Annotated in this window: 29 protein-coding genes; 18 read left to right on the top strand and 11 right to left on the bottom strand. The window is 61.2% G+C overall.

The annotated features are described in order from the left end of the window. The first annotated feature begins 487 nt into the window (after positions 1-487). The 3 genes from J5J09_RS07475 (at position 488) to J5J09_RS07465 (ending at position 2,290) form a co-directional block, all read left to right on the top strand. Positions 488-823, top strand: coding sequence for a DUF2147 domain-containing protein (locus tag J5J09_RS07475; RefSeq protein WP_208549038.1), 336 nt, complete (start codon positions 488-490; stop codon positions 821-823). A 520-nt stretch (positions 824-1,343) separates the two neighbouring features. Then, entirely contained in the window at positions 1,344-1,976 is a 633-nt protein-coding gene (locus J5J09_RS07470; RefSeq protein WP_208549037.1) for a lipid II-degrading bacteriocin, read from the top strand. A 77-nt stretch (positions 1,977-2,053) separates the two neighbouring features. Further along, entirely contained in the window at positions 2,054-2,290 is a 237-nt protein-coding gene (locus J5J09_RS07465) for a hypothetical protein (protein WP_208549036.1), read from the top strand. A gap of 53 nt (positions 2,291-2,343) precedes the next feature. Here J5J09_RS07465 and J5J09_RS07460 read toward each other — a convergent pair whose 3' ends face one another. The 3 genes from J5J09_RS07460 to J5J09_RS07450 are packed head-to-tail and all read right to left on the bottom strand — an operon-like array spanning position 2,344 to position 4,216. Then, positions 2,344-2,556 (bottom strand): 4-oxalocrotonate tautomerase family protein, encoded by a 213-nt coding sequence (locus J5J09_RS07460; RefSeq protein ID WP_208549035.1) that lies wholly within the window; start codon positions 2,554-2,556, stop codon positions 2,344-2,346. 11 nt (positions 2,557-2,567) lie between these two features. Further along, positions 2,568-3,464, bottom strand: a complete 897-nt coding sequence (locus J5J09_RS07455) for an SDR family oxidoreductase (protein WP_208549034.1) — start codon at positions 3,462-3,464, stop codon at positions 2,568-2,570. Positions 3,465-3,475: 11 nt separating this feature from the next. Then, positions 3,476-4,216, bottom strand: coding sequence for an SDR family oxidoreductase (locus J5J09_RS07450; RefSeq protein WP_208549033.1), 741 nt, complete (start codon positions 4,214-4,216; stop codon positions 3,476-3,478). Between the two features lie 105 nt (positions 4,217-4,321). On the opposite strand from J5J09_RS07450, the gene J5J09_RS07445 reads away from it, so the two are divergent. Continuing rightward, positions 4,322-5,215 carry a LysR family transcriptional regulator gene (locus tag J5J09_RS07445; RefSeq protein ID WP_208549032.1) on the top strand — a complete coding sequence of 298 codons (894 nt, stop codon included), beginning with the start codon at positions 4,322-4,324 and terminating at the stop codon, positions 5,213-5,215. Positions 5,216-5,232: 17 nt separating this feature from the next. Here the strand turns inward: J5J09_RS07445 and J5J09_RS07440 are convergent, their stop codons facing one another. After that, the gene (locus J5J09_RS07440) at positions 5,233-6,141 is read right to left on the bottom strand and encodes a LysR family transcriptional regulator (RefSeq protein ID WP_208549031.1); all 909 of its coding nucleotides are present in this window, start codon (positions 6,139-6,141) and stop codon (positions 5,233-5,235) included. A gap of 191 nt (positions 6,142-6,332) precedes the next feature. Here J5J09_RS07440 and J5J09_RS07435 point away from each other — a divergent pair, with 191 nt between their 5' ends. Further along, positions 6,333-6,782 carry a cupin domain-containing protein gene (locus J5J09_RS07435; RefSeq protein ID WP_208549030.1) on the top strand — a complete coding sequence of 150 codons (450 nt, stop codon included), beginning with the start codon at positions 6,333-6,335 and terminating at the stop codon, positions 6,780-6,782. Between the two features lie 231 nt (positions 6,783-7,013). Next, positions 7,014-7,304, top strand: a complete 291-nt coding sequence (locus J5J09_RS07430; RefSeq protein WP_208549029.1) for a hypothetical protein — start codon at positions 7,014-7,016, stop codon at positions 7,302-7,304. A gap of 18 nt (positions 7,305-7,322) precedes the next feature. Here J5J09_RS07430 and J5J09_RS07425 read toward each other — a convergent pair whose 3' ends face one another. Continuing rightward, complete coding sequence (locus J5J09_RS07425; RefSeq protein ID WP_208549028.1) at positions 7,323-8,195, bottom strand: alpha/beta hydrolase; 873 nt, start codon at positions 8,193-8,195, stop codon at positions 7,323-7,325. 186 nt (positions 8,196-8,381) lie between these two features. On the opposite strand from J5J09_RS07425, the gene J5J09_RS07420 reads away from it, so the two are divergent. From J5J09_RS07420 to J5J09_RS07410, 3 genes are all read left to right on the top strand, one after another. Beyond that, complete coding sequence (locus J5J09_RS07420) at positions 8,382-8,537, top strand: hypothetical protein (protein ID WP_208549027.1); 156 nt, start codon at positions 8,382-8,384, stop codon at positions 8,535-8,537. A gap of 28 nt (positions 8,538-8,565) precedes the next feature. Beyond that, positions 8,566-8,742 carry a hypothetical protein gene (locus J5J09_RS07415; RefSeq protein ID WP_208549026.1) on the top strand — a complete coding sequence of 59 codons (177 nt, stop codon included), beginning with the start codon at positions 8,566-8,568 and terminating at the stop codon, positions 8,740-8,742. A gap of 138 nt (positions 8,743-8,880) precedes the next feature. Next, positions 8,881-10,383, top strand: a complete 1,503-nt coding sequence (locus tag J5J09_RS07410; RefSeq protein ID WP_208549025.1) for an AMP nucleosidase — start codon at positions 8,881-8,883, stop codon at positions 10,381-10,383. Positions 10,384-10,419: 36 nt separating this feature from the next. Here J5J09_RS07410 and J5J09_RS07405 read toward each other — a convergent pair whose 3' ends face one another. Next, positions 10,420-11,523: an aldo/keto reductase gene (locus J5J09_RS07405; protein WP_208549024.1), complete on the bottom strand. Its 1,104-nt coding sequence runs from the start codon at positions 11,521-11,523 to the stop codon at positions 10,420-10,422. 98 nt (positions 11,524-11,621) lie between these two features. Here J5J09_RS07405 and J5J09_RS07400 point away from each other — a divergent pair, with 98 nt between their 5' ends. Further along, positions 11,622-12,506, top strand: a complete 885-nt coding sequence (locus J5J09_RS07400) for a LysR family transcriptional regulator (protein ID WP_208549023.1) — start codon at positions 11,622-11,624, stop codon at positions 12,504-12,506. Positions 12,507-12,515: 9 nt separating this feature from the next. On the opposite strand, the gene J5J09_RS07395 is transcribed toward J5J09_RS07400, so the two are convergent. Then, positions 12,516-12,989, bottom strand: coding sequence for an OsmC family protein (locus tag J5J09_RS07395; RefSeq protein WP_208549022.1), 474 nt, complete (start codon positions 12,987-12,989; stop codon positions 12,516-12,518). Positions 12,990-13,150: 161 nt separating this feature from the next. On the opposite strand from J5J09_RS07395, the gene J5J09_RS07390 reads away from it, so the two are divergent. Next, a complete protein-coding gene (locus J5J09_RS07390; protein ID WP_208549021.1) occupies positions 13,151-13,729 on the top strand; it encodes a PadR family transcriptional regulator in 579 nt (192 codons plus the stop codon). Positions 13,730-13,731: 2 nt separating this feature from the next. Further along, a complete protein-coding gene (locus J5J09_RS07385) occupies positions 13,732-14,019 on the top strand; it encodes a DUF2218 domain-containing protein (protein WP_208549020.1) in 288 nt (95 codons plus the stop codon). A gap of 72 nt (positions 14,020-14,091) precedes the next feature. Here the strand turns inward: J5J09_RS07385 and J5J09_RS07380 are convergent, their stop codons facing one another. Then, positions 14,092-15,285 carry a tetratricopeptide repeat protein gene (locus tag J5J09_RS07380; protein WP_208549019.1) on the bottom strand — a complete coding sequence of 398 codons (1,194 nt, stop codon included), beginning with the start codon at positions 15,283-15,285 and terminating at the stop codon, positions 14,092-14,094. A 142-nt stretch (positions 15,286-15,427) separates the two neighbouring features. On the opposite strand from J5J09_RS07380, the gene J5J09_RS07375 reads away from it, so the two are divergent. Together J5J09_RS07375 and J5J09_RS07370 are read left to right on the top strand one after the other, a co-directional pair. Continuing rightward, complete coding sequence (locus tag J5J09_RS07375) at positions 15,428-16,423, top strand: AraC family transcriptional regulator (protein ID WP_208549018.1); 996 nt, start codon at positions 15,428-15,430, stop codon at positions 16,421-16,423. Between the two features lie 103 nt (positions 16,424-16,526). Then, the gene (locus J5J09_RS07370; protein ID WP_208549017.1) at positions 16,527-17,303 is read left to right on the top strand and encodes an SDR family NAD(P)-dependent oxidoreductase; all 777 of its coding nucleotides are present in this window, start codon (positions 16,527-16,529) and stop codon (positions 17,301-17,303) included. 63 nt (positions 17,304-17,366) lie between these two features. Here J5J09_RS07370 and J5J09_RS07365 read toward each other — a convergent pair whose 3' ends face one another. Both J5J09_RS07365 and J5J09_RS07360 read right to left on the bottom strand, forming a co-directional pair. Next, positions 17,367-17,579 (bottom strand): ribbon-helix-helix protein, CopG family, encoded by a 213-nt coding sequence (locus tag J5J09_RS07365; protein ID WP_208549016.1) that lies wholly within the window; start codon positions 17,577-17,579, stop codon positions 17,367-17,369. 98 nt (positions 17,580-17,677) lie between these two features. Beyond that, a complete protein-coding gene (locus J5J09_RS07360; protein WP_208549015.1) occupies positions 17,678-19,045 on the bottom strand; it encodes an aspartate aminotransferase family protein in 1,368 nt (455 codons plus the stop codon). A 200-nt stretch (positions 19,046-19,245) separates the two neighbouring features. Between J5J09_RS07360 and J5J09_RS07355 the strand changes: the two genes are divergently transcribed. Continuing rightward, positions 19,246-20,592, top strand: a complete 1,347-nt coding sequence (locus J5J09_RS07355; protein WP_208549014.1) for a glutamine synthetase family protein — start codon at positions 19,246-19,248, stop codon at positions 20,590-20,592. 15 nt (positions 20,593-20,607) lie between these two features. On the opposite strand, the gene J5J09_RS07350 is transcribed toward J5J09_RS07355, so the two are convergent. Further along, the gene (locus tag J5J09_RS07350) at positions 20,608-21,321 is read right to left on the bottom strand and encodes a GntR family transcriptional regulator (protein ID WP_208549013.1); all 714 of its coding nucleotides are present in this window, start codon (positions 21,319-21,321) and stop codon (positions 20,608-20,610) included. 255 nt (positions 21,322-21,576) lie between these two features. On the opposite strand from J5J09_RS07350, the gene J5J09_RS07345 reads away from it, so the two are divergent. From J5J09_RS07345 to J5J09_RS07335, 3 genes are all read left to right on the top strand, one after another. Beyond that, positions 21,577-22,665: an ABC transporter ATP-binding protein gene (locus J5J09_RS07345; RefSeq protein ID WP_208549012.1), complete on the top strand. Its 1,089-nt coding sequence runs from the start codon at positions 21,577-21,579 to the stop codon at positions 22,663-22,665. 50 nt (positions 22,666-22,715) lie between these two features. After that, positions 22,716-24,011 (top strand): PotD/PotF family extracellular solute-binding protein, encoded by a 1,296-nt coding sequence (locus J5J09_RS07340; RefSeq protein WP_208549011.1) that lies wholly within the window; start codon positions 22,716-22,718, stop codon positions 24,009-24,011. Between the two features lie 186 nt (positions 24,012-24,197). Next, a complete protein-coding gene (locus tag J5J09_RS07335; RefSeq protein ID WP_208549010.1) occupies positions 24,198-25,103 on the top strand; it encodes an ABC transporter permease in 906 nt (301 codons plus the stop codon). Position 25,104 lies beyond the last annotated feature (1 nt).

Below are 25,104 nucleotides of genomic sequence, written 5' to 3'. Positions count from 1 at the left end.
CTTGAGGAGCTGCCTTCGAGGTTCCTGTCGTCTTTCGCGACTGTCTTTGAACCTTTTAAGCCCGGCAGGTTTTCCCTGCTCGTTTGATGGACCAACTATGCCAAACGCCTTTCAACGCTCGCTTAAAATGCATGATTAATTTGCTGAAAACAAAGTACAAACCGTTCGTAAACTTCGGATTCCGTTAAGCACTACATTGCCTGCAATTGCGGGAATTCATCGAAAAATTTACGCAATATTCATGCGGCGCCGTAAACCGAACGCTAACCACGAAAAACACTCGCAAAATCCGAAAGCCTTTATTTTCGGGCTTCTTCCCCGTTTGCATCGGTGGAATTTGGGCTGCGAAACCTATTTACCTTTACGTTTGCGTAAGATATTTCTTAACCTCCGGAACGGCCTCGCGGGAGGCGACGCGCGCACCGGAAAGCCGCAAAGGGATGACCGGGGCGGCGAGATATGGCTTTCACGGGAGGATCTACTGAAGATGCGAGCAATTCTACTTGCGGCAGCGCTGGTATTCACGGCGGCGAGCGCCCAGTCGGCAGAGCCGATCGTCGGCAACTGGAAAACGGCGAGCGGCGCCACGGCGCAGATCGCGCCCTGTGGCGGCAGCTACTGCGTAACACTCAAGTCCGGCAAACATTCCGGCAAGCAGATCGGCAAGATGGCCGGCAGCGGCGGCACCTACAAGGGAACCATCACCGATCCGGAAGCCGACAAGACCTATTCCGGATCTGGCAGCGTGTCAGGCAATTCGCTGCAGATGAAGGGCTGCGTCATGTCCGTCTTCTGCAAGAGCCAGACCTGGACACGGCTTTAAGCGACAGCGCGCGCGGAGCGGCAGGGGTACCGGGCCGCGCACGTGAAGGCCACCCGCCTGTTCGCCTGGCGGGTGGCCTTCTTGTTTCGGCCCTGTCAGTCGGGGCGCGACATGATGCGAGGAGGCTTAGAGTTTCGAGCCATGTAGCGAACCACTGACTCGAAGTGGGGAAGCCTTCGGCAGCACGGCTTCGTTAAGACGTTCGACTATCGAATTCGGAGAATATATAACTTGATTAATTCATTCAAGTTTAATCACAGGCGCACCGTCGATGAGCGAGACAGTACTTCGTCCAATAATAGTTCGATACACAGAAATAACAGGAAGATATTATACGTCCTTCAACAACTGGGTTAGCAATAACAATTTTGCATCCGACTGGTTCATGCATCAGAAAATAATTGATATTGCAATTGACGCATACAACAAATACTGGACGGAAAAAACCTAATCTCTTTTTGAAAAGATAAATTGCTACAATGTATTAGCGAAAGTCTTAGATACGCTCGCTGAAGATGACTTGGCTGCATTCAAGACGGCAATGTACGGCTACTCATACTATGAAAACATCCTAAAAGTGGGTGGAAAATTATCCGACCTAGACCAGAAACTCACCAGCCTGGGCAATCCAGTCACTCCAAAATCTTACAGTGATTACGACAACAAATTTTCTGGAAACTTCGCAACCCCTTTCGCGGCATTCAGCCATTTTATGTTTGGCAAAGGGGAAGACATGAATGTTTCTATTCAAAATCTAGGTTTGAAAGTGTCCGCATCGGAGGTCAGGTCCGGCGGAATCAATCAGCTAGACAGATACATCGGAGACAAGTCTTTAACGGGCACAAAAGAGATTACGGTGTCGAAATTTGCGTACGATACAGCTAACGATAATTTCGTTACGGGGGCTTACCTCGGCAATATTAGTCTTAAGCTGATCGGGGATTTTACAAGAGAAAAAGATGGAAGCTGGGAGTTCGATGGTCGCATAACCGCCTATTCAGATGTATATGACTTTAATCCTTCAAGCCACCGTAATTGGGTGGACGAAGCATTCACCTACGCAGGCGCGACGATTGGCGGAACTAACTATGATATAAATATCACTTGGGGGCTTGCTGTGCACTGGAGCGGAAATGGAGAACTTTTCAATTGAAATTCATTGTTCCCATTGTCGCTACACTCGGTCTGTCAGTACTAGTGAGCTGCGCAGAGACCAGAACCTGCCCCAAGATGAATACATCTGAACTTGAAGCCTCCATTAACTCCTATCTCAAACGCCCGTCTTTTATGCGCAGATATCCGTTCCAGTCCGTCGAAATGGATTTGATGGACGCGGACTACAACGATCTGATCCCTGTATGGACGGTGCCTATTCGCCTCATCGGGCAAAATGGTTCAGTGACACGGTTCTGGGCCATGGTGTCATGCGGAGGAGGTGTCGAGCTTTCCCGCGATGCTGAGCCTTGAACGACAAACCATCCGCCGGTCCACCAACGGATGGTCTTCTTGTTTTTGGTGCCTCAGTCGGCGGCGCGATACTCGGGTGGCAGGATGAAGACCTCATCGGCGCGCGCGTAGCCGCCGTCCTTCACTTCCTCGATCAGCACCATGGTATGCGGCCTCGCCGCTTCGCTGAAATATTCCACGAGCATATCCGTGGTACGATGGACGATCTCTTCCTTCTGCGCCCTGGTGAGGGCGGCTTCGGGAGTCTTGATATTGACGAAGGGCATGGTCTTTCCTTTCACTTCGTTGCGGGATGAAGCAGGTCTCGGAGGCCTATGCGTTCGAGCAGTTGCGCACGGACGCGATCGGCGACGCCATTGACGATCTCGGCGCCATCCTCCGACGGATCGACGTGGACACGGAACGGACGTTTGCCGTGCGGCATGGCGACAATCTCCACAACGGTACGTGCAACCGACTCAGGATCGGCATCGACCGGCTCCAGGCTCGCCAGGCCTTCGAGCGCCGTCTTGTCGACCCCTGCATAGGGGCCGTTCCAATAGGCGTCAGCACGGACGCCATCGGCCGGCTGCATTGCATGGGCGAAGTGGTTCGTTCCCTTGGTGAAGGCGCCCGGCACGACGATCGTCGTCTCGATACCGAAGCGCGACAGTTCCAGCGCGTAGCTCTGCGCCAGCGCATCCATGCCGGCCTTCGCAGCGAAATAGGCGGCGAGGAACGGCGGCGTGCCGCCGCGGGTGCTGCTGGAGCCGATCCACACGACCAGTCCCTTGCCGCGGTTTCTCATGGACGGCAGTGCCGCACGATTGATGCGGTGGGCGCCCACGACATTGACGTCGTACAGCCGGGACAGTTGTTCCGGTGTGAAGGCTTCCGTAGGGCCGAAACCCATATGGCCGGCATTGTGGATCAGGACATCAAGTCCGCCGGCCTCTTCAGTAATCCGCGCAATTGCCGTCTCAGTCGAATGATCCGACGTCACATCGAGTTCGATCGGCAGCAGCTTCAGGTTCTCCGCGGCGACCAGCGCCTCGATTTCCGCGACGGGTTTGCCGTCGTGGGCCTTCAGGTCCCGCATCGAGGCGTAGACCCGGTGTCCGGCGCGGGCAAGCGTGCGGGCCATCATCGCGCCGAATCCGCTCGACGCGCCGGTAATCAGAATCGTCTTTTCCATGACTACCTCCCTCACACCACGCCGCCATTGGCGCGGATGACCTGGCCGTTGACCCAGCCGGCGTCCGGACCGGCGAGGAAGGACACGACGTTGGCGATGTCCTCCGGCTGGCCGAGGCGCCTCAGCGGGTTCATGCCGATAATGGTCTTCACCAGGTCCTCGGGCTTGCCGGTCATGAACAGATCCGTCTCGACCGGCCCCGGAGCCACCGCATTGACGGTCATGCCTTTCGGGCCAAGTTCCTTGGCGAGGATATGGGTGATTGCCTCCACGCCGGCCTTGGTGGCGGCGTAGACACCGTAGGTCGGCTGGTAGAGACCGACGACGCTGGAGGAGAAATTGACGATGCGGCCGCCCTGCCGCAGCCGCTTGGCCGCCTCGCGCGCGCCGCGGAAGACGCCGCCGAGATTGATGGAGACCTGCCGCTCGAAGTCTTCATCCGCCGTTTCGGCGATCGGAGAGAGTTGCATGATGCCGGCATTGTTGACCAGGACATCGACGCCGCCGAAGGCCTGTTGCCCTGCGTCGAAGAGAGTTTTCAATCCTTCGGGGGATCCGATGTCGGCCTGGACGGCAACCGCGCGTCCACCGGCGGCGTGTATATCGGCCACCACCGCCTCGGCGGCATCGGCGCCCCGTGCATAGTTGACGATGACCGCAAACCCGTCACGCGCAAGGCGTTTGGCAATGGCGGCACCAATTCCCTTCGACGAGCCCGTGACGATGGCGGTTTTCATGGGTGTGTCTGACATGACCTTGTCCTTTCCGTTGGTGTCTGGACATAAAATGTCGTGTCGCTCCCTGAAAACAATCATCCAGCAATTGACATCTCAATTCGTGTGTGGCGAACAATTATCATGGACCGCCTCGACCGCATGACCCTCTTTGTCCGCGTCGTGGACCGCCGGAGCTTTTCGGCGGCCGCCACCGATCTCGGGCTCTCCCGCTCGACGGCGACGGAAGCGATCAAGCGTCTCGAAGCCGATCTCGGCGTTCGATTGCTTGAACGCACGACGCGGCATGTGACGACCACGCTGGAGGGACGGACCTACTACGAACGCTGCCTTGCGATCCTGTCGGAGGTCGAGGAGGCCGATAACGCGTTTCGCGATGCGCGCCCGCGTGGCCTGCTGCGGATCGATGCCCACCCGCTGCTGACACGTACTTTCCTGCTGCCGCACCTGCCGGAATTCCTTTCGCGCTATCCGGAACTCGATTTGCATATCGGCCAGGGTGATCGGCTGGTCGATCTGGTGCGGGAGGGTGTGGATTGCGTGATCCGCGCGGGAGACCTGCCGGACAGCGGCATGATCGGCAGGCGGCTGGCGACGATCACGGAGATCACCTGCGCGAGTCCCGGCTACCTGGAAACATATGGCCTGCCGAAACGTCCGGATGATCTCGCCAGCCATCTCTGCGTCGGCTTCGTGTCCTCCCGCACGGGCGAGGTCATGCCGCTGGAGTTCATGGAGGCCGGGAAGGTCAGGCTGGTCCCTGTAAAAAGCCGCGTGACAGTGAATAATTCCGACACGATGAGCGACCTCGCACGCCTCGGCTTCGGCCTCATCCAGGCGCCGCGCTACCGGCTCCAGCGCGACCTTGCCGATGGCAGCCTGGTGGAGGTGATGATCGACTACCCACCCTCGCCCACACCGCTGACCGCGCTCTACCCGCAGAACCGCCAGACCTCGGCACGTCTTCGTGTGTTCCTGGATTGGGTGGCGGCCATTTTCGCCGCGGCCGATATCTGACAGGCGATCGCTGTCTTTCAGCCCAAGTCGGGATGCCCCGCCAAGTGGTTGGCGAGAAAGGAAACGAAGGACTTCACCTTCATCGCGATGTGGCGGTTCGCCGGATAGACCGCGTGGACGGGGATTGTCGTGATCGACCACTCCGGCAGGACCACCACCAGCTTTCCCTCCCTGATCGCGGGCCCGACCACGAAGGCGGGTTCCAGCACGATGCCAGCGCCGGCCACCGCCGCCGCAAACAGGGTGCGGCCGTCATTGCATTCCAGCCTCGGCAGCACCGGTACACGCAGACTTGTCTCCCCACGGCTGAAGTGCCACACCCTTCCCCATCTGAGCTTCGAGAAGTGCAGGCATGCATGCTTCGTCAAATCGTTTGGATGGCTGGGCACCCCATGACGCGCGAGATAATCGGGGGCAGCGCACACGACAACTGGTGACGAACCGATCTGCCGCGTGATGACATTTGGCTCCAGGGATATTGTCCCGCGAATAGCCAGATCGAAGTTCTCCTCCACCAGGTTGACGGTGTCGAGTGACAGGTCGAGATCGATAGAAAGCCCGGGATTGAGCTTCAGAAACGCCGCGACGGCGGGCGCGACGTGATCCGGCCCCAGATCCGGCGCTGTGGAGATCCTCATCCGTCCCACCGCTTCCTGCTGGAACGACGCGGCCGCACGTTCCGCTTCCCTGATCTGCGGCAGGACACCGCTCAGCGCCTGTAGGTATGCCGTCCCGGCTTCCGTCAATGACACGGCGCGCGTCGTGCGTTGCAACAGCCGGGTGCCCAACCGCGTTTCGAGGTCGTGTATCTGCGCACTGACCGTCGCGCGCGACATCTGCAGCTCTTCCGCCGCCTTCGTAAAGCTCAGGCTTTGGGCCACACTCAGGAACGCGGCGATACCCGAGAGGGGATCTATAGTCTTCATGGCAGATTATCCGAACAGTGATGCGTGATCATTGATCTTATCAAGTCCCCCGATTTTGGCTAGGGAAGCGTCACCCGACGACGACGGCCGCGTCGACCGGCGCGAGCAAGTCTCGCGATGTGAAGATTGCTTATCCTATCCCCCATCAGAGTGTGTCGCCCTGGCGGCACCGGTTATCAGAGGTTTTCGCCATGTCCGACAACGGTCGCTGGTTTATGAATGCATATCTCAACATCCTGCTCTCGCAGACGGAAAGCGCCGCCGGCGTTTCGCTGATCGAGCATGACATGCTTGGCGGTTTCTTCGTTCCGCCTCACGTCCACCACCACGAAGACGAGACTTTCTACATTCTCGAAGGCTCGTTCCGCTTCATGCTCGATGGACAGATCTCGGAACTGGCGAGCGGCGCAACGCTGCACGTCAAGGGCGGCAGGACGCACGCCTTCAAGGTGCTGTCACCGCGTGGCCGCTTTCTCACGATCACCAACGGGCGCTTCGAAAGCATGGTCCGCGAAGCGTCTGTTGCAGCCGAACGCCCTGAAATCCCTCCGCAGGTGCCATTCGCAGCCGAAGATCAGCAGAGGCTCTTCGCGCTCTGCAATCGTAACGGCATCGAATTCGTCGGGCCGCCGATCGACTGAGATCAGGCAACGGCGGACGCACGGACGGCGTGCGTCCCGCCCTCTCGCCGAACACCCTTCAAATAGCCATGGTTGATTGAGATTCACGTCATGTTCGATTTAAATTTCTGGTTCTCCCGTGGGAACCCCGTCCCCCTTGCTCGTCCTTTTCCACGGCGCGTCAGCAGCTATTCCGCTGCGGCAGCCACCCCACCCACCTTGCGGGTTCGGTTCTATCCGCGCGACGGGTCCGTGTTTCTGAACGACGAATACCTGATCAGGGGCGTGGCCGGTCGGCTTTTCCGGCACTTCCTCCAAGCGTTCACCGAAAGCGGCACAACGGACTTCTTCAACAAGGAAATCCGTCGTCATCAATCGCTGCTTCTTCCGGACTACAAGGATAATCTGGAGACGAGGCTCATTCTCCTGACGCGTCGCCTCGACGAGCGGCGAGGGAATATTCGGCTCGAGCGTCCCGAACGTGGCCGCGTCCGCCTTGTCGTCGACAGGAGCGTGCGGCTGCTGGTGAGCGACCACGACTAGGGTCGCCCATGTCGGTGATCAGAGATCTTCGGCAGAGGAGTCGAAAAACCGCGACAGTTCCGCTGCGAGTAAGTCCGGCGCCTCCTCGGCCATGTGGTGGCCGCTATCGATACCTGTACCGGTCAGATCGCCCTTGACCCAGGGACGCCAGATCGAGAGAACATCGCCATAGAGCTCTTCCAGATCGTCCCTGCGCGACCACAACACATGCACGGGACACTGGATCTTCCGTCCGAGCCGGCGGTCTTCCTGATCATGGAGAGGATCGACACGAAGGCCGGCGCGGTAGTCGCCGAGCATCCCGCGAACCACTGACGGATCGCGGGTCGCCGCGCGAAAATCCTGATAGTTTTCCTCGCCCATGGCCTCCGCGTTTCCGCCGTACCAGCGTTCCGGATCGGCCAGGATCGCGCGCTCGGCCTTGTCGACCTGAGCGTAGAAGAACCAGTGCCACCAGAGGGTCGCGAATTTGGCGTCGCAGCGCTCGAGCGCGTCCAAGATCGGAGCGCCGTCGAGCGCCGCGAACTTCTGCACCCGATCCGGGTGGTCCATCGCCGTGCGGAAGGCCGTATAACAGCCTCTGTCGTGACCGGCGATGCTGAAGCGCTCAAAGCCCAGTTGCTCCATCAGCGCCACGCAGTCGCGCGCCTTTGCCCGCTTCGAGGAGGCTTGATCGTCATCGGGATCGGGTTTGGCCGACATGCCGAAGCCGCGCAAATCCGGACAGATCACCGTGAAGCTTTCGGCCAACAGGGGTGCTACCCGATACCACGTCGTATGCGTCCGTGGATGACCGTGAAGGAGGAGAACCGGCGGACCGGCCCCACCATGGCGAACACGCAAAGTCGTCTCGGGAAGGTCTATCATCTCCAGCTTGAAGGTGTCGAACATCATCCGTCCCGGGCTCTTTCGTTGCCACCGATGAACGGGCGGCCTTGATCTTCGTTCCCGAGACGGCCTCCGGGAGGCCGTTAACAACCCTGAACGCCAAATGAACCCCCGTCTCAGAGAAGGTTCAGGCGGGACCCTTCATAACGTCATCATCGATCCACCGATAACGACGACGGGACGGGCAACATGGGAAAGATCGCACGGCGACTGACGATCCTCACGCTGACGATGACGATCTTTGCCTTCACGGTCTCCGCCCTCGTCAACCGGGAGACGCGCGGCCTTTCCGCTGCAGTCCACTGCCCGCTCACATCATCGCTCTCGTGCCTTGCGGCACTGTGAACGACACGACCGACGAAGGAACAAGACGATGACCGCAACGATCCGCTCCGCCGCCGCCTCCAGTCTCCGGCTCCTGCTGCTCGCCGGGATCATGCTCGGCCCGGTCGCCGCCCTCGCCATCGCCAAGTCCGACGTGATCGCGATGGAGAAGCGCGGCGCCGGCCTCGTTCTCTTCGTCAGCCTCCAGCGCCAGTCGATGAGCTGAGCCCTCGCGATTTTCAGGGCTTTCGGGGCGAAACTGTCGCCGCATATCGCTCCGGGAGGGGAAAACGGTCGCTTCGGCGGCCGTTTTTCGCTTTTCAGCCGTCGTTTGCTTGTCAAAAGCTTCCATATATAATGGCGCATGGACAAGCGAATCTCTCCCCTCACCCCCGTCAATTTCATATGCCCCGAGCCGTTCGAGCCTCAGGTCTTCGATGACCCGAAGGCCGCAGTCGAAACGCTTGCGAGCCTCTACGAGCGCAATACGACCTTCCTGATCGATGCGTTTTCCTCGCTGGCGAAGGGCGCACCGGTCACCGGACGCTACCGTGCCTTCTACCCGCAAGTCGGCATCGAAACGACGAGTTTCGGCCATGTCGACACCCGCCTTTCCTACGGCCATGTCACCGCGCCCGGCCTCTATACGACCACCGTCACCCGGCCCCAGCTTTTCCGCCACTATCTTGTCGAGCAGCTCGGCCACCTGATGCGCAACCATCAGGTTCCCGTGGTCGTGTCACAGTCCGAAACGCCGATCCCGCTTCATTTCGCCTTCGCCGAGGGCGCGCATGTGGAGGCTGAGGCGACCGGCCTCGTCGACATGCAGTTGCGCGACGTGTTCGATACCCCGGACCTGACCGTCACGGATGACGAGATCGCCAACGGCGAATACGAGCCGCGTCCCGGCGAACCGCACCCGCTTGCGCCGTTCACCGCGCAGCGCATCGACTATTCGCTGGCCCGATTGTCGCACTACACGGCGACCAGCGCCGCGCATTTCCAGAATTTCGTGCTGTTCACGAACTACCAGTTCTATGTCGACGAATTCTGCAACTATGCCCGCAAGCTGATGGCGGAAGGCGGCGGTGGCTACACCGAATTCGTCGAACCCGGAAACATCATCACGCCGGCGGGCGCGAGCGCACCTGACAGCGGCGCGCCGCTCGGACGCCTGCCGCAGATGCCGGCCTATCACCTCAAGATGCGCGGCCACGGCGGCATCACCATGGTCAATATCGGCGTCGGTCCTTCGAACGCCAAGACGATCACCGACCACATCGCGGTGCTCAGACCGCATGCGTGGCTCATGCTCGGCCACTGCGCCGGCCTGCGCAACAGCCAGCGGCTTGGCGACTATGTCCTGGCGCACGCCTATATGCGGGAAGATCACGTGCTCGACGACGACCTGCCGGTCTGGGTGCCGATCCCGGCGCTTGCGGAAGTGCAGCTCGCGCTTGAGGATGCGGTTGAGGAAATCACGGGCTACGAGGGCTTCGAGCTCAAGCGGATCATGCGCACAGGCACGGTCGCGACGATCGACAACCGCAACTGGGAACTGCGCGACATGCGGGGACCGGTCAAGCGTCTCTCCCAGGCGCGCGCCATCGCGCTCGACATGGAATCGGCAACCATCGCCGCCAACGGCTTCCGGTTCCGCGTTCCCTACGGCACGCTGCTCTGCGTCTCCGACAAGCCGCTGCACGGCGAGCTAAAACTTCCGGGGATGGCGACGGCCTTCTACAAGACACAGGTCAGCCAGCATTTGCAGATCGGCATCAGGGCCCTGCAGAAACTCTCGGAAATGCCGACGGAGAAGCTTCACTCCCGCAAGCTTCGCAGCTTCTACGAGACAGCATTCCAATAAATTGACGGCGATCCCGCAGGATCGCCGTCAAACCGCTTAACCTTGGCGCCAGCCAGTCACGTTCGAGCCACCGAAGAGCGCCTCGGATGGCATCTGGAAGATGAAATAGGGATTGAGCAGCGGCAGGGTGCTGACCTCGTCCAGCCGGCGAAGCTGGTCGTCGGCGAAGGTGATGTCAAGCGAGGCGATGTTCTGGGTCAGTTGCTCAACACGGCTCGCGCCGATCAGGACTGACGAGACGCCTTTCCGCTTGGTAACCCAGGCGAGCGCCACCTCCGCAGGAGAGCGGCCCAGTTCGCCGGCGATCTCCTTCACAACGTCAACAATATTGAAATTGCGCTCGGTAAAGAGCATGCCACCATAGGGGTTGTCACCGTTCAGGCGACCGTCGCTATCGTTCTCGGTAACCTCGCCGTCCTTGTTGGGAAGGTCGGTCGCCCGGCTGGCCTGATCCAGCATGTCGCGGCCGTATTTGCCAGTCAGCAGGCCAAAGGCCAGCGGACTCCACGGCACGAGGCCCATCGCCAGTTCCTCGCCGGCGGGCAGGACTTCCAGCTCGACGCCGCGCTCGATCAGCGAGTAGGAATATTGCAAGCCCACCGGTGCAGAGAGCCCATGGGCGGCAGCTAGGGTTGCGACCTTCGACACGTACCAGGCCGGCGTGTTGGAGAAGCCATAGTGCAGGATCTTGCCGGATCGCACCGCGGTGGCCAGCGTATCGATAACTTCTTCGGCGGGCGTGACGCGATCCCAGACGTGCATCCAGTACATGTCGATGTAGTCGGTCTTCAGGCGTTTCAGGGAGCCTTCGATCCCGAGCCGAATGTTCTTTGCGCCGTTTCCACCCCAGAGTGGCGTCCCCTCACCACGCGGGAAGCCCGACTTGGTTGCGATGATCAACCGGTCGCGCTGGCCACTGTGGGCGACGAAATCGCCCAGCATCTCCTCGCTGCGGCCGGCGGAATAAATATCGGCGGTGTCGATGAAGTTGCCGCCGGCACCGACATAGGCATCGAAAAGAGCGTGCGCTGTCTTTTCGCCGGCCCCCCATCGCCCGGCTCCGAAAGTCATGGTGCCAAGAGCCAGCGGGCTGACGATGAGGCCGGATCGGCCAAGTGTGCGATATTGGGTGAGGCTCATGTGGTTTATCCTTCTGTAGCTTCAGGACAGAAGGTAATGCACCGGCATCCCGGGATTAGCGGTTGCCGGCCGTATAGGTTTGTGAGAGATTTTCATGAATGGAGCGCAACGAACTCAACGATCTTCTGGCATTCGCCACCGTCGCGCGGGAATGCAGCTTCACGAAGGCTGCCGCCAGGCTTGGAATTTCCGCTTCGGCGCTCAGCCATGCCATGAGAAATCTAGAGCAGCGGCTCGACGTGCGACTACTGGCGCGCACAACGCGCAGCGTAGCGCCAACCGAGGCGGGTGAACGGTTGCTCGACTCGATCAACCCGGCACTGGCGAGTATCGAGGATGGGCTCGCCGCGCTGTCCCATTGGCGAGACAGCGTTTCCGGGACCGTTCGGATCACCGCTTCGACCTATGCGGCGCAGACGGTGCTGATGCGGAAACTGCCGCGTTTCCTGCTCGACCACCCGGACGTGAAGGTGGAGGTAAACGTCGAGGACCGTCTGGCGGACATCGTTACCGAAGGCTTCGATGCCGGCATCCGTTTTCATATGTCCGTCGACAAGGACATGATCGCGATCCCGATCGGTCCGCCGCTGCGCACTATTGTCGTCGGCACGCCCGGCTATTTCGAACGGCACCCACCACCCAGGACGCCGGCCGATCTGGCAAACCATGTCTGCGTGAACTTCCGCATGAAGAGCGGCGCGCTTATGGCGTGGGACATGGACGAGGGCGGCCGTGAATTTCGCGTGCGCACCACCGGCCAATTCGTTGCAAACGATGGCGGCCTGATGGCGGCGGTCGTTCGCGCCGGCGCGGGACTGGGCTACATGATGGAAGAAGAGGTCGCAGACGACATCGCGGCCGGGCGGTTGGTGCAGGTGCTCGACGCCTGGTGCCTGCCCTTTCCCGGCCTTCACCTCTATCATCCGAGCCGACGACAATCGCCGCCGGCTCTGCGTGCGCTGATCGCCGCCCTGAGGGAGTAACCCGACCGTTCAGGCCTCGATGATCACCGGTTCACAGCGGACCGGGAAGTTCACCGAATTGGCGATGAAGCACTTCTCATGCGCATCCTCGTGCAGTTCGCGGGCTATGTCCGGATAGGTGCCGGCCTTGATCGTCACGCGTGGCTTCAGCACCACGTCGGTGAATCGGCCGCTGCCCTCCTCGTCCATCTCCATCACCCCCTCGGCATTGTCCTCGTACTCCATGACGACGACACCGGAGACGGCGCAGAAATGCAGATACCAGAGCTTGTGACAGGCAGAGAGCGAAGCGAGGAACATGTCTTCGGGGTTCCACCGCGCCGGGTCGCCGCGGAACGCGGCATCGGAAGATGCCTCGATATCCGGCTTGCCCGCAGCCGAGATGACATGATCGCGACTGTAGGCCCTATAACCTGACGTGCCGGTACCAAGGTTGCCCTTCCACCGCACGGTGACCCTGTATTCGTGCTTGCGTTCAGACATGGCGTTTCTCCCGGTGCTGAGTCCTTTTTTCAAACCATAGGTCAAGCCGCCCGCCCTCTCCAAGACAAGGTCGGCGTGGAACGGAAAAACTTCTCACCTGCGCTTGAAAAGATAACATTAAGATATATCTTAGATGCAGTTTAAAGCGAACGGAGATAGACATGAGACATTTTCATTGTGGCGATGCCCGCCACCAGGAATTTCGGGAGGCAATTCATGCCATGCGCAGCGGTTTCCTCGGCGCCCCCTTTGGCGGCGGACCACGCGGTCGCGGCGAGCGCCGGCGGATGTTCGACGGTGGCGAACTGCGGCTCGTGCTGCTGAAACTGATCGAGGAACAGCCGCGGCATGGCTATGACCTGATCCGCGAAATCGAGAGCCGGACCGGCGGCGCCTATGCACCGAGCCCCGGCGTCGTCTATCCGACGATGACACTGCTGATCGATATGGGGCTTGCCGACGAACAGCAGTCCGACGGGCCGCGCAAGCTGCTCGCCATCACCGAGGCCGGACGGCAGCATCTGGTGGAGCGTGCGGATGAGGTCCACACGGCAATGGCTCGCCTCGCGGCCTTGGCGAAGGTGACAGAACGCACCGACGCTGCGCCGGTCCGCCGGGCGATGCAGAACCTGAAGACGGCGCTCCACGAACGCCTGTCCCAGGATGGCGTGACGCGGGATATCCAGCTCGAGGTCGCCCGCATTCTCGACGAGGCCGTCGGCAAGATCGAGAGGCTCTGATCATGACCAAGGCGATCGCGACCGTGCCGACGGAAAACGGCTGGAAATATCTGCAGCAACTCTGCAAGCACTGGGCCCACAAGCTCGATGTTGAGTTGGAAGAGCCGAGGGGCATCGTAAAATTCCCCGAGGCGACGGCGGTGATGACGGCGGATGCCGCTGCCCTTACCGTCGAACTCGAAGCGGTCTCGCCCGACGTGCTGGAGCGGATGAAGGGCGTGGTTTCGAGCCACCTCGACCGCTTCGCCTTCCGCGAGGCACCGCTGCCATTCGATTGGAAGGCGGCGTAGATCCGTCAGATGAAACCGGGAGCGCCCTTCCGATGAAGGACGCTCCGACTCCGCAAAACCACTGCCGACAGGTCACAGACCGGCAAAGAACGCGCCATATCGGGCGTGTTCCATATCCTTGCCAAGAGCAGCCGCTTCCTCGTCGCGCCCAAGCTCCCGCAAGACGGACTGTCTTGCGACATAAAAAGGCTTGAAGCCCGGATCGACGGCGATCGCTTCCGCGAGGGCGTCGTCAGCCGCATGAAGGTCGCTTTCCCGCCGCAACACCTCAGCTCTCGCGGCATGAACGGCCGCGCTGTCGGGGTCCGCCTCTATCGCCTGCCTCACGAGGTCCCTCGCCTCGGCTCTCGTTCCGCCATTGCGGAGCACAGCCATCGCCCGTGTGACCAGCACCTCCGCGCGAAGCGCAGCGTCGTCGTTGTCGGACAGCGACTGCAGTATGTCCTGGGCGCGCACGGCATTGGCCACCCCCGGATAGGGAGAGAGCAGGACCTGCGCGAGATAGAGCTCGGCCCAACCGTCACCCTTTTCAGCAGCCGCCTCAAAGGCCGCGACCGCCTTGCCGGCATCCTGTTCGACGCCGAAAAGGCCATCACGATAAAAGACGCCAAGCCGCGTCAGCGCATAGTCGATACCGGCCGCTGCTGCGCGCTTGTAGGCCTCCACCATTTCGGAGGGATCTTTTGACAGGTCCGGATTGTGCTCCAGCAACCAGGCGAGATTGCCCACGCCAGACATATAGTCGGCGGCTGCGGCCTTGCGGTACCATTCAAGTGCCTTTGCCGGATCCGCAGACACTCCCAATCCGTTCTCGTAGAGGACGGCGATATTGTTGTCGGCCACGGCATAACCGGCGGCCGATGCCTTGAGATAGGACTGCATCGCCTTCGCATAATCCTGTTCGAGTCCGCCCAGCGCATCCTCGTGGAAGATACCAAGTTCGACGTCCGCGAGGGCATAACCGCCGGCCGATGCCTGCTCGAGAAGCTGGCGGGCCCGTTCGTAGTTGCCGAGCTTTTCCTCGGTCCGCCCAAGCTGGAAGGCAAGACGCGCATTCGTAGGATCGGCGGCTAACGCCGGCTCGCAGGCTTCCTTCGCCTTCAGTCCGTCCACTTGCCCCAGAGGAATACCGGCGGCGCCTAGATCACGGTCGTTCGGGCTTGCCGCAAAGCGATCGCACAGAGCGGCGACATCGCCGGCAACGGCTTGCGAGCCGAGCGGCAAAACGGCGACGGTGACCAGCAAAGACAGGATCAGCATTCTCATCGGATCTCCCCTTCCGCCCAAAAATGGATGGAGCGGGATATAGCCCTGGCGTCCAAATTCGCCTAAGCAGGGTGTCCCTTTCGGCTGCGCAGCCTTGCGTCTGCGTCCCGAAGTTCAAATATCGACCGCCGGGAGGAGGACGATGCGACCAGGACTCGTCGCGACACAGCGCTTTTCCACCGATGCTCACGCAGCCGAGGATCGGTTCGACGCCTTCCGCGCCCGGATCGGGACCATGTTCGACATGGAAGCGCTTCAGCGCGAGGATAGTCAGTCTTTCTCCGGGGAAATCGTCAGCCTGCATCTCGGTTCGATGCTTGTCAGTTCGATGGAAAGTCGGAGCTTTCGCCACAGCCGGTCCCGCAGGCGCACCCTGAAAGACTTTCTCGATCATCTGCTGATCAGGGTCGATCTCGATGACATGCAGAGACCCGCCTCCCTGCGCATCATCGATCTGGCGCAAGTGACCGAGGAGAGCATCACGCCGGGCCGCAACCTGTCTCTCGTGGTGCCGCGTCGCATGCTTGGAAGCGACAGCGGGCGTCTGAGCGACTTTCATGCGCTGTCACTCAACCACGGCTCGGCCATGGTTCTTGCGGATCATGTCGCGGCGCTGATGCGGCACGGGCCCAATCTTGATGCGGGATCGATCGAGTCCATCACGGCACTGACCCCCACCGTCATTGCAGCCTGCCTCAACCCTGCGGAGCGCCACGCAGCACTCGCCAGCGGTGGCTTGAACCTCGTCGCGCTCGACAAGGCCAGGGCGTTCATCAATGCCAACCTCCACAATCCCAAACTCGATCCCGACTATGTCGCGCGCTCCATCGGTATCTCCCGCTCCGTGCTCTACCGTCTGTTCGAACCGCGCGGCGGTGTCGCGAGCTGCATCCGGGAGGCAAGGCTTCGGGAGGCTGCCAGGATGCTGTCGCGAGAACCGCAGCTGCGATTGGGCGAGATCAGCGATGCACTGTGCTTTTCCAGCGAAGCTCAGTTCAGCCGTGCCTTCAGGGCGCTGTTCGATTGCTCGCCCAGCGAAGCGCGGCAGGCGTGGACAAGCGGCGGACGAGATCGATCGACCCTGCTGACGGCTTCGGCGGATCGGCCCGTCTTCGACCGCTGGCTGGCCGTACTATAAAAAAGCGCGGACGCCTCACCCCTGCTACGGCATCGATCCTGAGCCTGGGTGGTCAGACAACCGGACATGAGCTAGTCTCCGCTCTCAACGGAAGGAGACCTTCATGACCGACACTCTCACTATCCCCGACCTCCGCGGCAAGGCCGTGCTGATCACCGGCGCATCGAGCGGCATCGGCGCGGCGCTCGCCTATGCTTTTGCGGCGCAAGGTGCGCTGGTTGGCCTGCACTACAATTCGAACACGGAAGCGGCGCATGCGATCGCGCGGGACATCGAGCAGGCGGGCGGCGCTGTCGTGCTCGCGCAGGGCGATGCCGCCGTGTCGGAAGAGATGGCTGCGGCGGTGGAGAAGGTCGCCAAGACATTCGGACGGCTGGACGGGGTCGTCAACAATGCCGGCAGCATGATCGCGCGCGTGCTCTACGAGGAGATGACCGACGAGCACTACGACAAGGTCATGGACGTCAACGCGCGCTCGGTGATCTCGACCAGCCGCGCGGCCCTGCCCCACCTTAAGAAGCAAGGCGGCTTCATCGTCAACACGACCTCTGTCGCAGCCCGGACGGGCGGCACGGCAGGCTCCGGCGTCTATGGTTCGTCCAAGGCCTTCGTCGCGGCGGTGACCAAGGGCATGGCGCTGGAATTCGGCAAGCATAACATCCGCGTCAACGCGGTGGCGCCGGGCGTCATCACCACGCCGTTCCAGGACAAGTACGCCCTGCCCGGCCAGCTTGATTCCGTCGCGGGAAGCGTGCCGCTGCAACGGACGGGAACGGCGCAGGATTGCGTCGGCGCCTATCTCTTCCTTGCGTCGGACATGCTCTCGGGCTACGTCACCGGGCAGACGATCGACGTCAATGGCGGGCAGTTCATGCCTTGAGGCATACGAATGATCATACGCAGTTCAGGTAGTTGATGAGCACGTCGGTGTAGAACAGCATCATTACCATTCATGACGCAGCTTTCGCTGGAATGCGAGGCCGTTAAGCTCGCCATTCCAAAGACCAAAGGCGTCGCGGACGGTTTCGGTCCTCTCTTTACTGAGCAATTCATCGACTGCTTCGCGGATAAGGGCGGCACGGGACACTTTGCGTTCGCTCGCAAGCCTATCGAGCGCGTCCAGGTGGGACCGCGGAATATCGACACGTATTCTCATGGCGCCCCTCAGGTGAGACCGCCACTATATAACACATATTATTGAGCAACGCGGCTCAGATGCGTCTCCCAATCGGGAGACGCGCCTTCGAACGAGAGCTATTCCCGGTGATTGTCCTTCAGCCAGTCGAGGCCCTTGTGCAGGGTTTCGACAGCCTGGTCGATCTCGGAGTGCGAGATGATCAGCGGTGGCGAGAACAGCATGCGGTCGCCCGTGGCGCGCAGGATGACACCGGCATCGACGCACTGGTTGCGCACCAGCGTCCCGATATCGTCGGGTTTGGCATAGCGGCGGCGGGTCGACTTGTCGGCGGCAATCTGGACGGCAGCCATCAGGCCCACGCTGACGACTTCGCCGACCAAGTCGTGGTCGGCAAGCGAGGCGAGCGCCTTGGCGAGATACGGACCGGCATCGTCACGGACCCGCTCGACCAGTCCCTCCTCCTCGATGATGCGAAGGTTTTCCAGCGCGGCCGCCGCGGCAACCGGGTGACCGGAATAGGTGTAACCGTGGTAGAAGTCGCCGAGTTCCTCGACCATGACCTTGGCAACCCGTTGCGAGATGAGCACGCCGCCGATTGGAAGGTAGCCGGATGACAAACCCTTTGCGATCGGCGCGAGGTCCGGCTCGAAATCGTAGTACTGGTGGCCGAACCAGGTGCCGAGCCGGCCGAAGCCGCTGATCACTTCGTCGGCGACCAGCAGGATCTTGTACTTTGCGGCGATGCGCTTGATTTCCGGCCAGTAGGTCGACGGCGGCACGATGACGCCGCCGGCGCCCTGGATCGGCTCCGCGACGAAGGCGGCGACATTGTCCTCGCCGAGTTCGAGGATCTTATCCTCCAGTTCCTTCGCGACCTTGAGGCCAAATGCTTCCGGAGACAGGTCGCCGCCCTCGGCATACCAGTAGGGTTGGCCGATGTGGTGGATGCCGTCGATCGGCAGGTTGCCCTGTTCATGCATCCACTTCATGCCGCCAAGCGAGGCGCCGGCGACGGTGGAGCCGTGATAGGCATTCTTGCGCGCAATCACCTGGGTCTTCGTCTCGTGACCAAGCGCCTTCCAGTAGACGCGCGCCATGCGGAACCAGGTATCGGAGGCTTCCGAGCCGGAATTGGTGAAGAAGACGTGGTTGAGCTTGCCGGCGGTGTGGCTGGCGATCTTCTGGGCGAGCAGGGTCGCAGGCGGCGTCGTCGTGCCGAAGAAGGTGTTGTAGTAGGGCAGTTCCTGCATCTGCGCATAGGCCGCATCGGCGATCGACTTGCGGCCGTAGCCGACATTGACGCACCAGAGGCCGGCAAAGGCATCGATGTACTGCTTGCCGGTGGAGTCCCAGATATGGCAGCCCTCGGCCCGGTTGATGATCTTGGTGCCCGCCGCGTTCAGCTTCTTCATGTCGGAGAAGGGATGCAGGTGATGGGCGGCATCGATGGCGGCGAGATTGGACAATGCGGCAGTCTTGGTCATGACGGTATCTCCTAGACAAGCGCAAGAAAACCGGCGGACAGGGGCCCATCTCCCTCTCCGTGGTCCTTACCCGTGCCTGATTGAAAGGCGGTTGGTTATCGGCTACGAACATGACCTTCCCGGATGCGTTTGGCAAGGGCACCGACCAGCGGTTCACTGCGGCCAAGTATCTCAAAAACAAGCCAGTGAGACGCCGTTTCATGACTGAAAAGCCTGTGGCCGCCGACGCATCGTCAGCCCGTATCGAAGTTCTCCTCGTCGGCATGAACGGCGACCTGCGCGGCAAGATGATCCCGATAAAGGCCGAGGACAAAGTCTGGAAGAACACCGTGCGTCTGCCGGCCTCGACCCAGTCTCTCGACATCTGGGGCGACGACAATGACGATATCACGCGCATCTCGCTGACACTCGGTGATCCCGATGGTATCTGCGTCGCCGACCGCAACTCGCTGACGACCCTGCCCTGGGGTCCGGAAGGGTCGAAGCAGGTCCTCGCCACCATGCATAAGCTGGATGGCAAGCCGCACGAGATCTGCCCGCGCGCGATACTCGCCAACGTACTGAAACGCTTCGAGGCCAAGGGCTTGACGCCTGTCGTTGCGACCGAACTCGAATTTTATGTGGTCGAGCCGGATTTTCGCGACACCGGCAAACCGATGCCACCGAAGGCGCTGGTCATGAACGGCGAGGTCGAGGGCTTCCAGCTCTACGACATGCGCGCGACCGCCGCGATGGAGGACTTTCTCGAAACCATCCGCCGCTACTGCGACGACATGGGGCTTCCGGCCGACGCGACCACGGCCGAATTCGGTCCCGGTCAGTTCGAGGTGAACCTGCTGCACAAGGCCGACGCGATGGCGGCCGCCGACGACTGCATCTACCTGAAGCGCGTCGCCGATTTCGCCGCCCGCCGGCATGGGCTCAAGGCCACCTGCATGGCGAAGCCCTATGCCGACCATGCCGGCTCGGGCCTGCACGTCCACTGCTCGATCATCGACAAGGACGGCAAGAACATACTGGATGCCAAGGGCGGCGATCCGCTGAAGCTGAAGTCGATCACCGCCGGCATGCTGAAGAGCATGCAGGAGGCGCAGCTGATCTTCGCGCCGTTTGCCAATTCCTACCGCCGCTTCCAGCCGGGGTCCTTCGCGCCCGACAAGATCGACTGGGGCTTCGGCAATCGTGGGACCGCCATCCGCATTCCGGACAAGGACGGCCCGGCGGCGCGTATCGAGCATCGAGTCGCCGGTGCCGACGCCAACCCGCACCTGCTGCTCGCCGCGATCCTCGGCGGCATCCTGCTCGGGCTTGAGGAAGACCTCGATCCCGGTCCGGTGACGAGCCCGGACAGCGCGCCGGAAAACCCCGATATGCTCACCTACGATTTCCTGACCGCCGTCGAGCGTTTCCGCGCCTCGGACTTCATCCGGGATATCTTCGGGGCGGAATACCAGCGCATCTATGGCGACACCAAGCGCAAGGAAGCGATGGCGTTCCTTCGCACCGTCTCCAGCTTCGACTACCAGACCTACCTGCCACGCATCTGACGCGGCAGCCGTCCGTCAAAGCGACAGCGCGTCCTTCAGCGTCATTGCCTCAACCTCGCGCAGGTCGAGATCCGACTCGATGTGGGCGATGTGGTGCAGCATATGGTCGGTCGCAGCCGCCACATCCCCCTGCTCCAACGCGTCGAGGATTTCGGTGTGGTCATCATGGCCGCAGCTCGAGATCCCAGTGCGGCCGTAAAGCGCGATCACCAGCGATGAACGCGCGACGAGTTCGTCCATGAACTTTTCGAGAATGGCATTGCCGGAGAATCTCGCGAGCAACAGGTGAAAATCGCCAGACGCCTTGATCTCGGCACGCCGGGCATTGGCGCCGCGCTCGCTCTTGTGGCGGGCCTCCTCCTTCAGGTGCTCACGAAACAGCTGGATATCGGCAGGCGTGAGGCGTTCGGCAGCGGCAGCGACAATACCGGGCTCGATCAGACGGCGAGAGGCGAAGACCTGCCGCGCCTCCTCCGGTGACGGATTGGATACAAAAGCCCCCCTGTTTCGCTCCGTCTTCACCAGGCCCTCGAAGGCAAGCATCTGCAGGGCATCACGCACCACCGTGCGACTGACGTCGAAGAGTGTTCCGACCTCGGCTTCGGAAAGCTTCGTGCCGGGCGCCAGCCGTCGATCGACGATCGCGTCGCGCAGGGCATCGCGAATGGCGCGGGCGCGGTCCTCCTGCGGCATGTCGGACACGGTCACGGCTTTGGAAACAGCTCTCATCTTTGGCTCCAGTTGCCTTCTTGTATCGCCGATGCCGGACAAATGAAATAGCACCCTAAGATCCGATCCACTCACATTGCCGACAAAACTGCACATAAATTGTATGCGTTCGCGTGATTTTTATGCATGCACTATTGCGTAGCATACGTATGCAACTCAACAACCACGTCGAAACCTTAATCTTTCAGTAAGTTAGGTGCGCCGCAGCAAAATGGCACGCCTTATGCATGACATGTTCCAGCACTGGAGCCTGTCATGACGAAGAGCGCCGATATCGAACTTGCCGCCGTATCGAAGGTCTATGGAACGACGACCGCCGTCCATCCGATCAGCCTGAAGATACCTGCCGGAACCTATTGCTGCCTGCTCGGGCCATCGGGATGCGGCAAGACCTCAACGCTCCGGATGATCGCGGGGCACGAAAGCGTCTCGTCCGGCGACATCCTGCTCGGCGACGCCAATGTGACCGACCTGCCGCCAGCCGCGCGCGGCACGGCGATGATGTTCCAGTCCTACGCGCTCTTCCCGCACCTCGATCTCGTCGACAATGTCGCCTTCAGCCTGAAGATGAAGGGGGCGGAGAAGGAGGCGCGCCGGGCGCAGGCGCTGGATATGCTCAAGCTGATGCAGCTGGAGCCCTATGCCAGCCGCCGGCCGGCTCAGCTTTCGGGCGGACAGCAGCAACGCGTCGCGCTGGCCCGTGCGCTGATCACCCGGCCGGAGGCGCTGCTGCTCGACGAGCCGCTCTCGGCCCTCGATCCGTTCCTGAAAATCCGCATGCGCGCCGAACTTAAGAAGCTGCAAACGTCGCTCGGCATCAGCTTCATCCACGTCACCCACAGCCAGGAAGAGGCGATGGCGTTGGCCGACCTGATCGTCGTCATGAGCGGCGGCAGGATCGAGCAGGCGGCAACCCCGCGAACCGTATTCGAACAGCCAGCAACGGCCTTCGTTGCCCGCTTCATGGGCAACCACGACGTTATAGCCGGCAAGGTCGCCGAAAAGAGCGAGACCTCCACAATCATCGAAGTCGTCGGTGGCGGCCGTTTCGCTGCCGGACCGTCGCCGGCCGAGGTCGGCGCGCCACTCGATCTCGCGATCCGCACGGACCGTATCCACATCGGCACCCAACCCGAGCCCCTGCTCGGCTTCAACGGCGTCGTCTCGAACGTCGAATATCTCGGCTCCTCCGTGAAGATCGCGGTGAACGGGGCCGGCATCGAGGATTTCACGGTCGTCCTCACGGACGCCGAATACTTCGCGCTGCCCGTCAAGGTCGGCGATGCCGTGCCGCTCTCCTGGGCGGCGTCGGATGTGATCGTTCTCGGTACGTCCGGGATCTGATCGCGCGCATGCATGCCCGAAACCAACAAACCTCTGAGGAGAACTGGGACATGACCAAGAAGAAAACCACCACCGCCGGCAGCGGGATCACCCGCCGCAGCCTGTTGAAGACCGCTTCTGCCGCCGCCGGCCTCGCAGCCGGTTCGGGTGCCATCACCGGTTTCCCGACAATCTGGGCGCAAAATCCGATCACGCTGCGCCAGTTCGGCACCGGCGTGTCGAACATCAATGCCATCGCCGAGAAGTGCAAGGCCGACCTCGGCATCACGCTCGAGATGACGGCGACGGATTCGGATGCTGCTGCCCAGCGCGCCGTCACCCAGCCGAACTCCTACGACATCGCCGACATCGAATACTGGATCCTGAAGAAGGTCTATCCGACCGGCGTGATCCAGCCGATGGAAACCTCGAAGCTGAAATACTACGACAAGGTCGTGCCGCTCTTCAAAACCGGCAAACTGCTGCCCGACAGCGTGATCGCGCAGGGCACGGCGCCGCATACGGTTGGCTATGTCGAAAGCAAGGACGCCAAAACCTTTGCATCGGGCGAGACCGAGTTCTTCACGATGATGCCGACGATCTACAACGCCGATACGCTCGGCATCCGCCCCGACCTCGTAGGCCGCGAGATCACCACCTGGGCCGACATCATGGACCCGGCCTTCAAGGGCAAGACCTCGATCCTCAACATTCCGTCGATCGGCATCATGGACGCCGCGATGATCATGGAGGCGATGGGCAACATCACCTATGCCGACAAGGGCAACATGACCAAGGAAGAGATCGATGCAACGATCGACTTCCTCATCAAGGCCAAGCAGGCCGGCCAGTTCCGCGCCTTCTGGAAGAGCTTCGATGAGTCGGTCAACCTGATGGCGTCTGGTGAAGTGGTCATCCAGTCGATGTGGTCGCCGGCCGTCGCCGCCGTCCGCTCCAAGGGCATCGCCTGCAAGTACCAGCCGCTGAAGGAAGGCTACCGCTCGTGGGGCGGCGGTCTCGGCCTTGCGTCGCACCTGTCTGGCGCCCAGCTCGACGCCGCCTACGAGTACATCAACTGGTACACGTCCGGCTGGGTCGGCGGTTACCTCAATCGCCAAGGCTACTACTCTGCCTGCATGGAAACCGCCAAGGAATTCATGTCGGCCGACGAATGGGGCTACTGGATCGAGGGCAAGCCGGCGACCGGCGACATCATGTCTCCGGAAGGCAAGGTCATGGAAAAGGCCGGAGCCGTCCGCGATGGCGGCTCCTTCGAGGAACGCATGGGCAAGGTCGCCTGCTGGAACTCGGTCATGGACGAGGACCGCTACATGGTCCGCCGCTGGAACGAGTTCATCGCGGCGTAATGCTGAGGCGCTTGCCCCTCTTCCCCCTGCCGGGACCTTCTCCCCGCCAGCGGGGAGAAGGGGGATGGAGCGCCGACAGTGCCACAAGTCCCTTCTCCCCGTTCCACGGGGAGAAGGTGGCGGCAGCCGGATGAGGGGCCACCTCCCCGGTCCGGTTCTTTCGGAAACCACAGGAGACGCAGTGCCATGGTGGAAGTGCGATTTATCGGCGCCGGCGAGCCTCGGCCGAAGCGCGAGATCAGGCTGCCGGTGTGGCTTGCCTCCTACCTGCAGGCGACGCCGCTGGCGCTGATCCTCGGCGCCTTCCTGCTCCTGCCGATCCTGATGATCGCGACCGTTTCCTTCTGGGACTACGACTTCGCCCAGATGTATCCCGATTTCGTGACCTTCAACTACACCGAGACGCTGGGCTCCTGGGTTACCTGGAAAACCTATCTCAACACGCTGAAATATGCCTTCATGGTGTGGGCGATCACACTCTTCATCGGCTTCTGGGTCGCCTATTTCCTCGCCTTCCACATTCGCACCGCCGCCATGCAGAGCGTGCTCTTTCTCGTCTGCACCGTGCCGTTCCTGACATCGAATATCATCCGCATGATCTCCTGGATCCCGGTGCTCGGGCGAAACGGCATCGTCAACAGCTCGCTGGTCAGCGCCGGTGTCATCGACCAGCCGATCGAATGGCTGCTCTATTCCGATTTCGCGGTCGTGCTCGCCATGGTGCACCTCTACACGCTGTTCATGGTGACGCCGATCTTCAACACGATGATGCGTATCGACCGTTCGCTGGTAGAGGCCGCGCGCGACGCCGGCGCCTCCGGCTTGCAGATCCTGACCAATGTGATCATTCCGCTGTCCAAACCCGGCATGGCGATCGGCACCATCTTCGTGGTGACGCTGGTCATGGCCGACTTCTCGACCGTGCAGGTGATGTCCGGCGGCCAGAGTGCCTCCGTCGCGCTGATGATGAAGAACCAGATGTCGCTGCTGCAGTATCCGGCGGCGGCCGCCAATGCCGTGGTGCTGCTGGTGCTCGTGCTGCTCATGGTCGCCGCCATCCTGCGCGTCGTCGACATCCGCAAGGAGCTTTGAG

Origin of the sequence: Ciceribacter sp. L1K22, assembly GCF_017599385.1 — a bacterium.
In the GTDB taxonomy this organism is placed as follows: Bacteria; Pseudomonadota; Alphaproteobacteria; order Rhizobiales; family Rhizobiaceae; genus Allorhizobium.
This window is presented reverse-complemented; position numbering and strand designations above follow the sequence as displayed.